Annotated in this window: 11 protein-coding genes and 2 tRNA genes; 7 read left to right on the forward strand and 6 right to left on the reverse strand. The window is 66.0% G+C overall.

The window, feature by feature from the left end:
* The first annotated feature begins 43 nt into the window (after nt 1–43).
* Nucleotides 44–1,606, forward strand: coding sequence for a bifunctional metallophosphatase/5'-nucleotidase (locus tag T8T21_RS00155; protein ID WP_322336309.1), 1,563 nt, complete (start codon nt 44–46; stop codon nt 1,604–1,606).
* A gap of 138 nt (nt 1,607–1,744) precedes the next feature.
* Here T8T21_RS00155 and T8T21_RS00160 read toward each other — a convergent pair whose 3' ends face one another.
* The gene (locus T8T21_RS00160; RefSeq protein ID WP_322336310.1) at nt 1,745–2,182 is read right to left on the reverse strand and encodes a DUF488 domain-containing protein; all 438 of its coding nucleotides are present in this window, start codon (nt 2,180–2,182) and stop codon (nt 1,745–1,747) included.
* A 151-nt stretch (nt 2,183–2,333) separates the two neighbouring features.
* Between T8T21_RS00160 and T8T21_RS00165 the strand changes: the two genes are divergently transcribed.
* Together T8T21_RS00165 and T8T21_RS00170 are read left to right on the forward strand one after the other, a co-directional pair.
* Nucleotides 2,334–2,996 (forward strand): SOS response-associated peptidase, encoded by a 663-nt coding sequence (locus T8T21_RS00165; protein ID WP_322336311.1) that lies wholly within the window; start codon nt 2,334–2,336, stop codon nt 2,994–2,996.
* Between the two features lie 44 nt (nt 2,997–3,040).
* Nucleotides 3,041–3,114, forward strand: a tRNA-Gly gene (locus T8T21_RS00170).
* Nucleotides 3,115–3,169: 55 nt separating this feature from the next.
* Here T8T21_RS00170 and T8T21_RS00175 read toward each other — a convergent pair.
* The 3 genes from T8T21_RS00175 to T8T21_RS00185 form a co-directional block, all read right to left on the reverse strand.
* Entirely contained in the window at nt 3,170–4,378 is a 1,209-nt protein-coding gene (locus T8T21_RS00175) for an alpha-hydroxy acid oxidase (RefSeq protein WP_322336312.1), read from the reverse strand.
* A gap of 114 nt (nt 4,379–4,492) precedes the next feature.
* The gene (trpA, locus tag T8T21_RS00180) at nt 4,493–5,284 is read right to left on the reverse strand and encodes a tryptophan synthase subunit alpha (RefSeq protein WP_322336313.1); all 792 of its coding nucleotides are present in this window, start codon (nt 5,282–5,284) and stop codon (nt 4,493–4,495) included.
* A gap of 64 nt (nt 5,285–5,348) precedes the next feature.
* On the reverse strand, nt 5,349–5,771 hold the full coding sequence (locus T8T21_RS00185; RefSeq protein ID WP_322336314.1) for a VOC family protein: 423 nt from the start codon (nt 5,769–5,771) through the stop codon (nt 5,349–5,351).
* Between the two features lie 121 nt (nt 5,772–5,892).
* Here T8T21_RS00185 and ychF point away from each other — a divergent pair, with 121 nt between their 5' ends.
* Nucleotides 5,893–6,990, forward strand: coding sequence for a redox-regulated ATPase YchF (ychF, locus tag T8T21_RS00190; RefSeq protein WP_322336315.1), 1,098 nt, complete (start codon nt 5,893–5,895; stop codon nt 6,988–6,990).
* Between the two features lie 90 nt (nt 6,991–7,080).
* Nucleotides 7,081–7,539: a GNAT family N-acetyltransferase gene (locus T8T21_RS00195; RefSeq protein WP_322336316.1), complete on the forward strand. Its 459-nt coding sequence runs from the start codon at nt 7,081–7,083 to the stop codon at nt 7,537–7,539.
* Here the strand turns inward: T8T21_RS00195 and T8T21_RS00200 are convergent.
* Together T8T21_RS00200 and T8T21_RS00205 are read right to left on the reverse strand one after the other, a co-directional pair.
* Entirely contained in the window at nt 7,536–8,984 is a 1,449-nt protein-coding gene (locus T8T21_RS00200; protein ID WP_322336317.1) for a UdgX family uracil-DNA binding protein, read from the reverse strand. The genes T8T21_RS00195 and T8T21_RS00200 overlap by 4 nt on opposite strands.
* 12 nt (nt 8,985–8,996) lie before the next feature.
* A complete protein-coding gene (locus tag T8T21_RS00205) occupies nt 8,997–10,229 on the reverse strand; it encodes a putative DNA modification/repair radical SAM protein (RefSeq protein WP_322336318.1) in 1,233 nt (410 codons plus the stop codon).
* A gap of 90 nt (nt 10,230–10,319) precedes the next feature.
* On the opposite strand from T8T21_RS00205, the gene T8T21_RS00210 reads away from it, so the two are divergent.
* Both T8T21_RS00210 and T8T21_RS00215 read left to right on the forward strand, forming a co-directional pair.
* Complete coding sequence (locus T8T21_RS00210) at nt 10,320–11,207, forward strand: metallophosphoesterase (protein ID WP_322336319.1); 888 nt, start codon at nt 10,320–10,322, stop codon at nt 11,205–11,207.
* A gap of 74 nt (nt 11,208–11,281) precedes the next feature.
* Nucleotides 11,282–11,371, forward strand: a tRNA-Ser gene (locus tag T8T21_RS00215).
* Nucleotides 11,372–12,053 lie beyond the last annotated feature (682 nt).

Here is a 12,053-nt window from a genome sequence, read left to right on the forward strand (position 1 = left end):
GCGCAGGCTCGGGCCACAACGAAACCGACAGGGACGCTCCAAGATGAAACTCGGACTCTTCGGCACAACCGCAGCGGTCGCACTGGCCGCCGGCGCGGCGCAGGCCGAATACTCGCTGACCATCCTTCATACCAACGATTTCCACGACCGTTACGAGCCGATCTCGGCTTATGATTCGACCTGCGCACCCGAGGACAACGAGGCGGGCGAGTGCTTTGGCGGCATCGCACGGCTGATCACCGCCGTGCAGGAGGCGCGCGGGCGGGCCGGTGACAACATGCTGCTCGTCGATGGTGGCGACCAGTTCCAGGGCACGCTGTTCTACACCTATTACAAGGGCGAGATGACCGCCGAGTTCATGAACCGGCTCGGCTATGACGCAATGACCGTGGGCAACCACGAGTTTGACGATGGCCCCGAGGTGCTTCGGGCCTTCATCGACAATGTCGAATTCCCGGTGCTGATGTCGAACGCCGACGTTTCGGGCGAGGCGAAGCTCGCCGATGCGATCCAGAAGAGCACCGTGATCGAGCGCGGCGGCGAGAAGATCGGCCTTATCGGCCTCACCCCGCAGGACACCGACGAGCTGGCGAGCCCCGGTCCCAACGTGATCTTTACCGATCCGGTCGATGCGGTGCAGGCCGAGGTCGACCGCCTGGCCGAGGAAGGCGTCAACAAGATCGTCGTGCTCAGCCATTCGGGCTTCGAGACCGACAAGCGCGTGGCCGAAGGCACCACCGGCGTCGACGTGATCGTCGGCGGTCACTCCAACACGCTGCTGTCGAACGAGCAGGAAGGCGCGGTCGACGTCTATCCGGTGATGGTCGGCGATACCGCGATCGTGCAGGCCTATGCCTATGGCAAGTTCCTGGGCGAGCTTAACGTGACCTTCGACGACGAGGGCGTGATTACCGAAGCCTCGGGCGAGCCGGTGCTGATCGACGGCAAGGTGGTCGAGGACCAGGAGGCACTCGACCGCGTCTCGGAACTGGCCAAGCCGCTCGACGAGATCCGCAACCGCGTCGTCGCCAACACCACCGCGCCGATCGAGGGCAACCGCGACGTCTGCCGCGCGCAGGAATGCGAGATGGGCAACCTCGTGGCGGATGCGATGCTCGACCGCGTGAAGGATCAGGGCATCCAGATCGCCATCGCCAACTCGGGCGGCCTGCGCGCCTCGATCGACGAGGGCGAGGTGACGATGGGCGAGGTGCTGACCGTGCTGCCGTTCCAGAACACGCTCTCGACCTTCCAGGTTTCGGGTGCGGTGCTGAAGGAGGCGCTCGAGAACGGCGTCGGCCAGATCGAAGAGGGCGCCGGCCGCTTCCCGCAGGTCGCCGGCATGACCTTTGCCGTCGATCCCGCCGCCGAGCCGGGCAGCCGCGTGTCGGACGTGATGATCGATGGCGAGGCGCTGGATCCGGAGGCGACCTACGGCGTGGTGTCGAACAACTACGTCCGCAATGGCGGTGACGGCTATGCGATGTTCGTCGATGCCGAGAACGCCTATGACTTCGGCCCCGACCTTGCCGACGTCACCGCCGAGTACATGGCGGCGCAGGGCGACTACAAGCCCTACACCGATGGCCGCATCACGATGAAGTAAGGCCCGCTTTTGGGTTATTCGAACGCGCGCCGGGCGACCGGCGCGCGTTTTTCATGTCAGCGGCACGCGACCAGATGCAGCCGATGACGGCTTCCTGACGATGGCTCCCATCCCTCGTTTCCGAGGGATCGATCCTGTTCAGAGATCCCGAACCTGCAGACCCGTCTCCTCGCGGATCAGCTCCGCCACGATCCGGCGGTGGCACCCCGCGGCGCAGGCTTCGAAGCATAGCAGCGCCGCGTGGCGCTCGCGGGCGATGGCTTTGGCGAGGGCGAGCCCGTCCTGCGCCTCGGGCGTTTTCATGTGCTCGGCGAAGATCGCCTCCATCTCGGCAATGCGTCCCTTGCGTGCCGCCTCTCGGCCGGGCTTGGGGGTGCCGAGGCTGCGCAGATGCTCGTAGCCGATGCCCTCGGCCTCGAGGGAGGCGCGCAGCATGGTCTTCGAGAACCCGGCCCGGCGCGACGCCGCCACCGCCCGCACGTCGATCACGACCGCGACGCCTGCCGCTTTCAGCTTCGCGATCACCTCGGGCAGCGTCGCGGATTCGTAGCCGATGGTGGAGAGAACCCGGTCCATGCGTCCTCCGTCATGCCGTTCACTGTCGAAGGGTACCGCGTCAGGGACCCGATTGGCAGCCGTTCTTCGTCCCTTTCGGGAGGCGGGCGCGGGCGGTCATCCCTTTCCTTTCCAGGCGCATCTGCCAGATTGATCTCGAAGGAGAAGCCAGATGTGCGGACGCATGGCGATCACGCTGCCCCATGACGCGATGACCCAGATGTTCGAGGCGACCCCGGCCAACGACCTGCCGGAGGTGCCGAACTACAACGTCTGCCCGACGGTGCAGGTGCACACGGTCACCGCCCATGAGGGCAATCGCCGCCTGCGTCCGATGCGCTGGGGCTTCATCCCGCATTGGTACAAGAAGCCGAATGACGGTCCGCTGCTGATCAACGCCCGCGCCGAGACAGTGGCCGAAAAGCCCGCCTTTCGCGCGGCGGTCCGCGAACGCCGCTGCCTGATCCCGGCCTCGGGCTTCTACGAATGGACGGTCGATGAGGCGGGCAACAAGCTGCCCTGGTTCATCCACCGCGAGGATGGCGACCCGCTGGCCTTTGCCGGGGTCTGGCAGGACTGGGAACGGGACGGGGAGGGCTTCGTCAGCTGCGCCGTGGTCACCACGGCCGCGGCGGGCGCGATGTGCGACATCCACAGCCGAATGCCGGTGATCCTGGAGCCCGCCGACTGGCCGCTCTGGCTTGGTGAGGCGGGGCATGGCGCGGCGGTGCTGATGAAGGCCAACCCCGAGGTGCTGGCCTTTCACCGGGTCGACCCGAAGGTCAATTCGAACCGCGCCCATGGCCCCGAGCTGATCGAGCCGATCGAGGGCTGAGGCGTCTTGAAGCCCCCTGCGCGAGCCGCTATCAAGGCCCCGAAGCGGGCGTGATGTAGTGGTAGCCTGTCAGCCTTCCAAGCTGAACGTGCGGGTTCGATTCCCGCCGCCCGCTCCAATCCCCACTAGACCGAGACGGACGATACGGGGCGGACGCGCCGCCCCGCATGGCGTCACGCGGGGACCGATGTCGTCCGGTCGGAGGCACGCGGGCCGCTCTCCTGCCACTCGCCTTCGAAGTCGCGCGGCACCAGCAGGTTATGCGGGCTGAGATCGGCCACGTCGCGCTCGCCGCACAGCGCCATGGTGAGGTCGAGCTCCTTGCGGATCACCTCGAGCGCGGTCGTCACGCCCTTTTCGCCCATCGCGCCGAGACCATAGAGCCAGGCCCGGCCGATCATCGTGGCGTCGGCACCAAGCGCCAGCGCCTTGAGGACGTCCTGTCCCGAGCGGATGCCGCTGTCGAGCCAGATCTCCGTCTCGCCCTTCACCTCGCGCACGATGGAGGGAAGGATGCGGATCGAGGAGAGCGCGCCGTCGAGCTGCCGCCCGCCATGGTTCGACACGACGATGGCGTCGGCGCCGCATTCCACCGCCTTGCGCGCGTCACCGGCGTCGAGGATGCCCTTGAGGATCAGCTTGCCGTCCCATTTCTGGGCGATCTTGCGGACCTTTTCCCAGTCGAGCTTCAGGTCGAATTGCTCGGCGGTCCACTTCATCAGGGAGCGCGTGTCCTCCACGTCCGAGGCATGACCGACGATGTTGCCGAAGAAGCGCCGCTTGGTGCGCAGCATCTCCAGCCCCCATGTCCACTTGGTCGACAGGTCGAGCATCGTGGCCGGGGTCAGCTTGGGCGGGGCGGAAAGGCCGTTCTTCAGGTCCTTGTGCCGCTGACCCAAGAGCTGCAGGTCGAGCGTGAGAACCAGCGCCGAGCAGCCAGCGCGCTTGGCCCGCTCGATGATCCGGTCGACGAAATCCTCGTCGCGCATCACGTAGAGCTGGAACCAGAAGGGGGCGGAGGTGTGCTCGGCCACGTCCTCGATCGAGCAGATCGACATGGTCGAGAGGGTGAAGGGCACGCCGAACTTCTCGGCCGCGCGGGCCGCCTTGATCTCGCCGTCGGCGTTCTGCATGCCGGTCATGCCCACGGGGGCGAGCGCCACCGGCATGGCCACCTTCTGGTCCAGCATCCGGCCCACGGTGGAGCGGTCGGACATGTCCACCGCCACCTTCTGGCGCAGCCGGATCTTCTCGAAATCCGTGGTGTTCTCGCGGAAGGTCTGCTCGGTCCAGCTGCCGGATTCGGCGTAGTCGAAGAACATCTTCGGCGCCCGGCGTTTGTGCAGGCGCTTCAGATCCTCGATGCAGGTGATGACTGGCATGGTTCCCTCCCCCCGATTGGTCAGGATGATTTACCAGTGGTCACGCTGCGCCGCAACGAAAACGGCGCCCCACGGGGCGCCGTCTGGTCGTCATTTCCGACACTTGCCGAAGGATCAGGCGGAATGCGCGCCGTCAGCCAGCGCCTTCACGAAGGCGAGGATCTCGGGCACCGGCTTTCCCTCGGCGATCTGGCTCACGATGGCCGAGCCCACCACGGTGCCGTCGGCGATGCCGGCGATGTTCTTCGCGGTCTCGGGCGTCTTGACGCCGAAGCCCACGATGATCGGCAGGTCGGTCTTCGACTTGATCCGCGCAACTTCGGGCGCGACCGCGTCGGCCTGCGCCTCGGCCGCGCCGGTGATCCCGGTGATCGAGACGTAATAGACGAAGCCGGAGGTGTTCTGCAGCACCTTGGGCAGGCGCGCATCATCGGTGGTCGGCGTCGCAAGGCGGATGAAGTTGAGACCCGCCTGCTGTGCCGGGATGCACAGCTCGGCATCCTCTTCGGGCGGCAGGTCGACGACGATCAGCCCGTCGATCCCGGCCTCGTTGGCCTGTTGGAGAAATTTCGCCACGCCACGGGAATGGATCGGGTTGTAATAGCCCATCAGCACGATCGGCGTCGTCGTGTTGGTCTTGCGCAGGTCACGCGCGATGTCGAGCGTGCGGTCGAGCGTCATGCCCTGCGCCAGCGCCCGCTGGCCCGCGAGCTGGATCGTCGCGCCATCGGCCATCGGGTCGGTGAAGGGCAGGCCCAGCTCGATGATGTCCACGCCCGCGCTAGGCAGTCCGCGCACGATCTCCTTGGAGGTTTCGAAATCCGGATCGCCGGCCATCACATAGGCGACGAAGGCCTTGCGCCCCTCGGATTTCAGCCGCGCGAAAGTGTCGTCGATCCGTGTCATGCCCGTCCCCCTTGGCCGATCCCTTCGCGGTGTGGGCCAAAGGGGGGCGGAAATCAATGGGGCCTCAGCCCTCCATCGGCGTCTCGACCCCGATCATCCAGCGGATGCCGAAGCGGTCGGTCAGCATTCCGAAGCCGGGGCTCCAGAAGGTCGGCGAAAAGGCCATGTGCACCTCGCCATGATCGGCCAGTGCATCGAAGACGGCGCGGGCGCGCGCCTCGTCGGGGAGGTCCACCGTCACCGAGCAGCCGGCCATGCGCGGCGTGCCGCCCATGATGTCGTCCGAGCCGTAGATCCAGCCATCGCCGATCTTCAGCGCCGCGTGCAGCACCGCCTGCGGGCTGGTCTCGGGCATGCTGTCGCGCACGTCCTGCGGCGCCTCGCCGAAGGTCATCACATTGGGCTCGGGCGCGTCGAAGATCCGGCGATAGGTCTCGAGCGCCTCGAGGCAGTTGCCGTGGAAGGTGAGGTAGGGAATCGGGGTCATGAAAGCTCTCCTGTCACTGGCCCCGAGCATGGCATGCGGGCCGGGCCGGGACCAAGGCTTGGCTTGCGCGGCGGCCCCCGTGCGGATAGGACCGCCGCGATGTGCTGATAGGAGGCGTGACATGGGCTTTCGCATGGGGATCGTGGGGCTGCCGAATGTCGGCAAATCCACCCTGTTCAACGCGCTGACGCGCACCGCTGCGGCCCAGGCCGCGAACTTTCCGTTCTGCACGATCGAGCCGAATGTCGGCGACGTGGCCGTGCCCGATCCGCGGCTCGACAAGCTGGCCGAGATCGCCAAGTCGAAGCAGATCATCCCGACCCGGATGACCTTCGTCGACATTGCCGGTCTGGTGAAGGGCGCGTCCAAGGGCGAGGGCCTCGGCAACCAGTTCCTCGCCAACATCCGCGAGACCGACGCGATTGCGCATGTGCTGCGCTGCTTCGAAGACGGCGATGTGGTGCATGTCGACGGCCGGGTCGATCCGGTGGCCGACGCGCAGGTGATCGAGACCGAGCTGATGCTCGCCGATCTGGAGTCGGTCGAGAAGCGGCTTCAGAACATCACCCGCAAGGTGCGCGGTGGCGACAAGGAAGCCGTCGACCAGGAGCGGCTGCTCAAGGCCGCCCACGCGATGCTCTCGGACGGCAAGCCCGCCCGCATGGTCGAGGTGGCCGACGAGGACGCCAAGGCCTGGAAGATGCTGCAGCTGATTACCGCCAAGCCGGTGCTCTATGTCTGCAACGTCGAGGAGGCCTCGGCCGCCTCGGGCAACGAGCATTCCGCCAAGGTGGCCGAGATGGCCGCCGCCGAGGGCAACGCCCATGTCGTGATCTCCGCCCGCATCGAGGAGGAGATCAGCCAGCTCGACGCCGAGGAACAGGCGATGTTCCTCGAGGAGATGGGCCTCGAGGAAGCCGGCCTCGACCGGCTAATCCGCGCGGGCTACGAGTTGCTGCATCTCGAGACCTACTTCACCGTGGGCCCCAAGGAGGCACGCGCCTGGACCATCCGGCAGGGCACGCTGGCACCGCAGGCGGCAGGCGTCATCCATGGCGATTTCGAGCGCGGCTTCATCCGCGCCGAAACCATCGCCTATGACGACTATGTCAGCCTCGGCGGCGAGAGCGCGGCCAAGGAGGCGGGCAAGATGCGCGCCGAGGGTAAGGGATATCTCGTCAAGGACGGCGACGTGATGCACTTCCTTTTCAATACCTGACCTGTGAGGGGGCACGGCGCATCGGTTGCGCCGCGCCCCCCGAATCGGGCAGTCAGACCCTTTTTCGCTGCCGAGAAAGGGAAAAGTCCGATGCCCAACCTGTCCCTCCGCCGCAATCGCGAGCGCGACCTCGCCCCGCTTGCGCGCCTGCTGACCGACGAAAACGACCTGCGTCTGGTCAACCCGTCCGCCGGCCACCCCTTCGATCCGCTCGAATGGCAGGAGAAGTGGCTCGGCGATTTGCACGACGAATCCTTCTACGTGCTGGACGGGCAGGGGCGGGAGATCGGCTTCTTCGCAATGCGCGTCGGCATCGGCCCGGAGGTGCGGCACCTCACCTACGTATTTCTCGAAGAGGCGGCGCGCGGCGGTGCCGGGGCCGAGCTGGCGCGGCTGATCGAGCAGGCCGGGCGCGAACTCGAGGCGCTGTCGATCACCCTCAAGGTCGAGACCGACAACGGCCCCGCTCGCAACCTCTACCTCTCTGCCGGATACGAGGAGCTGAGCCAACGCGACGGCATGGCGACGATGCGGCTCGATCTCGACTAGGAGGCGCGCAGCTCCTCGAGATGGGCTTGGGCCGATCTCAGGTCGGCGCGGAACTTGTCGGTTTCCTCGTCGCGCAGCGCCGGGTCGGGCAGTCGCAGCAGGTATGAGGGGTGGACCGTCAGGAAGACCGGCACGCCGTTCTCCGTGGCCTCTAAGGTGCCGCGTCGCGACAGGATCCCCTTGCGCGAGCCGGTCAGGCTCTCGGCAGCCGTGCCGCCCATCGACAGGATCAGCCGGGGCTTCACGATCTCGATCTCTGACTGGACCCAAACCCGGCAGGCCTTGATCTCGCCGGTGTTGGGGTTCTGGTGGATCCGTCGCTTGCCGCGCGGCGTGAATTTGAAGTGCTTCACCGCATTGGTGACGAAGGCGCGCGACCGGTCGATCCCCGCTTCCTTTGCCAGCCGGTCGAAGAGCTGGCCTGCGGGTCCGACGAAGGGCCGACCTGCCAGGTCCTCCTGGTCGCCGGGCTGCTCGCCCACGACCATCAGCTCGGCATCGCGTGGACCCTCGCCCGGCACCGCCTGCGTCGCGTTCTCGTAGAGCGGACAGCGGGTGCAGGCGTTCTCTTCCGCGCGAAGCTGATCGAGATCATCGGCCATCGGCCGCAGAATGCTCGGAGCAGAGAGCCGCTCCGTGATCTTGGCCGCACGCAGCGGCGGCAGGGTGGGAGCGGCGGCCTGCATCGCCTCGGCCCGCGCGCCCGCCGTCGCGATCATCTCGGGGATGTGCCGCGCCTCGGGCAGGTTCTTCCAGTATTTCTTTGGCATCTCCGACATCATCGCCCCGACCTTGAGCCGGGCGGGGTTAAAGATATTGCGGAAATAGGTGCCCCAGAGTTCTTCCGTCGCATCGTCCGGAATGTCCGGTTTCGGCTGCCCCTCGGCGAAGTCGAGCCGCCCCTCCTCGAACAGCGCCGTCAGGTCCGGCGTGGCGATCATCCAGTCCATGTCCGCGAAGCGGCGCGCGAAGAACGGCGCGGTCGGCTCGAGCGTGAAATGCGTCGGCTCGAACCACGCGGCAAATCGGCGGCGGGGCAGATCGCGCGCGCCGATCTCGCGAAACCGCACGAAGGCGGTCATCTTGTGCCGGTCGCGATGCACGGCCTTTTCCATGGAGCGCAGCTTGGCGAGATCGGCGTCGCCGCGATCTTCCATCAGCCCCTTCTCCGATCTCAGCCGCCACAGCATCGCGTAGAGCCGAGCAAAGCGTTCGGGATCACGATGCCAGACCGCCGAGCCCGCCAGCGACACGAAATCGCGCGGCACCTTGAGGGTGGCGCGCGTCTGCGCGACCTGTTCCGGCGCCTGTGCGAAGAGGTCCTCTTCGGCCGCGCCCCGGCTCCACGTCACCTCGTCCGGCGGCACGCGCCGCGCAATCAGCCCCCGCGCGGCATCGCGCCAGGCCTTGTCGGTTCCGGTATGGGGCAGGGCGACGTGCGGCATGGGCCCGAAACGTCAGAACAGCGATAGCTGTTCCGGCTGCGGTGCGAAGCGCGCCGCGAGGTCCGGCGCGTCCAGCATCGCGCCGGGCGTCCAGTCCGCGAGCGTCACGAAGGGCCGGGCGTTCTTCATGTTGGCCCCCATCCGCACAAGATCGTCCCAGCGCAGCCGACGATGCCGCCGCGCCGCGATGATCCGGCCCACGGTCTTGGCCCCGAAGCCCGGCACCCGCAGCAGCGCCTCGCGATCGGCGCGCATCGGATCGACCGGAAAGGCGTGACGATTGCGCAGCGCCCAAGCGAGCTTGGGATCGATCGCGAGGTCGAGATTGCCATCCGTCCCGGCAGTGATCTCGCCCGCATTGAAGCCGTAGAACCGCATCAGCCAATCGGCTTGATAGAGCCGGTGCTCGCGCATCAAGGGCGGCTTGATCAGCGGCAGCTTGGCCGTGGCATCGGGGATCGGCGAGAAGGCCGAATAATAGACCCGCTTGAGCCCGTAGGAGGAATAGAGCCGGGTCGACTGGCCGAGGATCGTCGCGTCGTTCGACCCGTCGGCGCCGATGATCATTTGGGTCGACTGACCCGCAGGCGCGAAGCGCGGCGGCCGTTTGCCGGTGTGGCTTTTGTCCTTCGCGGCCTCCTTGCGCATCCGCACCCCGGCCATCGCACGGCGGATCGTGTCGGGCTTCTTCTCGGGCGCGTATTGCGTCACGCTCGCATCGGTCGGCATCTCGACATTGATCGAGACCCGGTCGGCATAGAGCCCCGCCTGTTCGATCAGCTCCTCGCTCGCCTCGGGAATGGTCTTGAGATGGATGTAGCCGCGGAAGTTCTCTTCGAGGCGCAGTTTCTTGGCGATCCGGACCATGTCCTCCATGGTCTTGTCCGGACTCTGGATGATGCCCGAGGACAGGAACAGCCCCTCGATGTAGTTGCGCCGGTAGAACTCCAGCGTCAGCTTCACCACCTCATCGACGCTGAAGCGCGCGCGCTCGGTGTTGGACGACACCCGGTTCACGCAATAGGCGCAGTCGAAGATGCAGAAATTCGTCATCAGGATCTTGAGCAGGCTGATGCAGCGACCGTCAGGCGCATAGGCATGGCAGATGCCCGAGCCTTCGGTCGAACCGAGACCCTTCCCGTCCTTGGAGTTACGCTTCGACGTCCCCGACGACGCGCAGGAAGCGTCGTAACGAGCGGCGTCCGAGAGGATGGCGAGCTTGCGCTCGAGGCTTTGCGCTGTCATGGCGTTCAGCTAATGTTCCATCCCCGTTCCGACAAGGCGCGCAACCTGCGACAGGTTGTCCGCCAGCGCGGTTCCGCTAGGTCCGGGCGCATGACCGCCTTCGACGTGATCCCCGACCTGCATGCCGATCCCGGCCGCCTCGAGCGCAGCCTCGCCGCGGTGAACGCCGGGGCACGGATCGCCTTTCTCGGCGATTTCATCGATGCGCTGTCTGGGCAGGCCGCAGTCTCGGACCGTGCCGTGCTGGAGCGCGTGCGGGATCTGGTCGACTCCGGTCGGGCCGTGGCGGTGATGGGCAACCATGAACTCAACGCCATCCTGTTTCACCGTCTCGGCGTCGACGGCGCGGCGCTACGCCGCCACACGCCGTGCAACATGGCCGGGCATCGCAGCTTCGTGGCGGATTTCGGGATCATGACGCCGGAGGCGCTGGGCTGGACCGAATGGTTCCTGACGCTGCCGCTCTGGCGCGAACTGGAGGGGCTACGCCTCGTCCATGCCTGCTGGAGCGCGCCGGCGATCGAGACAGTGGCCGCGCGCCGCCCGGACGGCCGCCTGCGCATCGAAGACCTTCCCGAAATCGCGGCCCGCTCGACCCGCTTCGGCCGCGCCGTGCACATGCTGGTGACCGGGCCGGAGCTGACCTTGCCGGAGGGCAGGGGGTTCAGCGACAGCCACGGCGATCACCGCCGCAGGGTGCGCCTCGCTTGGTGGCGCCATGCGGCCACAACGTGGCGCGAGGCCGCGCTCTCGGTCCCCGATCCGGGCGAGCTTCCGGACGCGCCCTTGCCCGAGAGACCGAATCTGGCCTTCTATCCCGCCGGGGCGCCGCCGGTGCTGTGCGGCCATTACAAGATGCAGGGCCCGCCGCGCCTCGAGGAGGACAACGTCGCCTGTCTCGATCATCCCGACACGCCCTGCCTCTATCGCTGGCGTGGCGAAGCAGTGCTGCGCGACGCGCATCTGGTCTGCGCCTGACGGCGCGGCAGATTTCTTCGATGCCCCGGATTTCGCCCTTGTTTTCACCCGGCCCGCCGCATAGACACACCGGCGGAGACGTGGCCGAGTGGTCGAAGGCACACCCCTGCTAAGGGTGCAGGCGGGAAACCGTCTCGAGGGTTCGAATCCCTTCGTCTCCGCCACTTTCCCGAAAAACTTGCAAGTATATCAAGTTCTTTGAGTTCACGGGTTTCATTCTGTATGCCGGTCTGTATACCGCGTATCTGCCTAGCTACTGACTAGTTACGCGTTTCGCGCCAGCGTTATCGTCACCAGACATTTCGGCCGCCCGCTAGCATTCTTGGAGGGAAGTGGTTCTTCCTTATCTCGCGCTGTTGCTTGCAGTTGCATGAGATGCGTCAGCGAGACAGTCTTGAGTTGTGAGGCTAGCTTCGAGGGAACAGCGGTGTCGTGGGGATTTGAGAGGGGTCGAACCAATAATCGGCGAGCGAACATTCATGCGCGCTACGGAGGTCAGCAGCAGGGAGGGATTGTTACCCCAAGAGATCATAACTTAGTCATCATCATCACCGGGAAGCGGGCCACGCGCACGGATGCAGCGACCGGTATCGTGCTGATGGCGTTTTCGAATATTTCGGCGGGGGCCAAGTTGGCGATATGACTATGGTCCGGGGAAACCGCGCAAACCTTGCCCATTCAGGGAATGGGAAAGATCTACTCCTCTTTCGCAAGACGCGAGAAGGCCTTCGTTTTGAAGGGCAACTCGTATGCGAGGGGCATCACCTTGAGCAAGCTCCTGATACAGAAGGCAGTATGCGAAATGCAATTGTATTTGAGCTTCGTCCACTGGAGCAGATCCAAGAA

This window comes from Limimaricola variabilis (genome assembly GCF_034371605.1).
GTDB lineage: Bacteria > Pseudomonadota > Alphaproteobacteria > Rhodobacterales > Rhodobacteraceae > Limimaricola > Limimaricola variabilis.

Bases quoted from the DNA above. Each gene is read 5' to 3' on its own strand.
- T8T21_RS00185 (WP_322336314.1), bottom strand. From the start codon at position 5,771: ATGACCCCGATTCCCTACCTCACCTTCCACGGCAACTGCCTCGAGGCG.
- T8T21_RS00205 (WP_322336318.1), bottom strand. From the start codon at position 10,229: ATGACAGCGCAAAGCCTCGAGCGCAAGCTCGCCATCCTCTCGGACGCC.
- T8T21_RS00175 (WP_322336312.1), bottom strand. From the start codon at position 4,378: ATGCCAGTCATCACCTGCATCGAGGATCTGAAGCGCCTGCACAAACGC.
- T8T21_RS00160 (WP_322336310.1), bottom strand. From the start codon at position 2,182: ATGGACCGGGTTCTCTCCACCATCGGCTACGAATCCGCGACGCTGCCC.
- trpA (WP_322336313.1), bottom strand. From the start codon at position 5,284: ATGACACGGATCGACGACACTTTCGCGCGGCTGAAATCCGAGGGGCGC.
- T8T21_RS00165 (WP_322336311.1), top strand. From the start codon at position 2,334: ATGTGCGGACGCATGGCGATCACGCTGCCCCATGACGCGATGACCCAG.
- T8T21_RS00210 (WP_322336319.1), top strand. From the start codon at position 10,320: ATGACCGCCTTCGACGTGATCCCCGACCTGCATGCCGATCCCGGCCGC.
- ychF (WP_322336315.1), top strand. From the start codon at position 5,893: ATGGGCTTTCGCATGGGGATCGTGGGGCTGCCGAATGTCGGCAAATCC.
- T8T21_RS00195 (WP_322336316.1), top strand. From the start codon at position 7,081: ATGCCCAACCTGTCCCTCCGCCGCAATCGCGAGCGCGACCTCGCCCCG.
- T8T21_RS00155 (WP_322336309.1), top strand. From the start codon at position 44: ATGAAACTCGGACTCTTCGGCACAACCGCAGCGGTCGCACTGGCCGCC.
- T8T21_RS00200 (WP_322336317.1), bottom strand. From the start codon at position 8,984: ATGCCGCACGTCGCCCTGCCCCATACCGGAACCGACAAGGCCTGGCGC.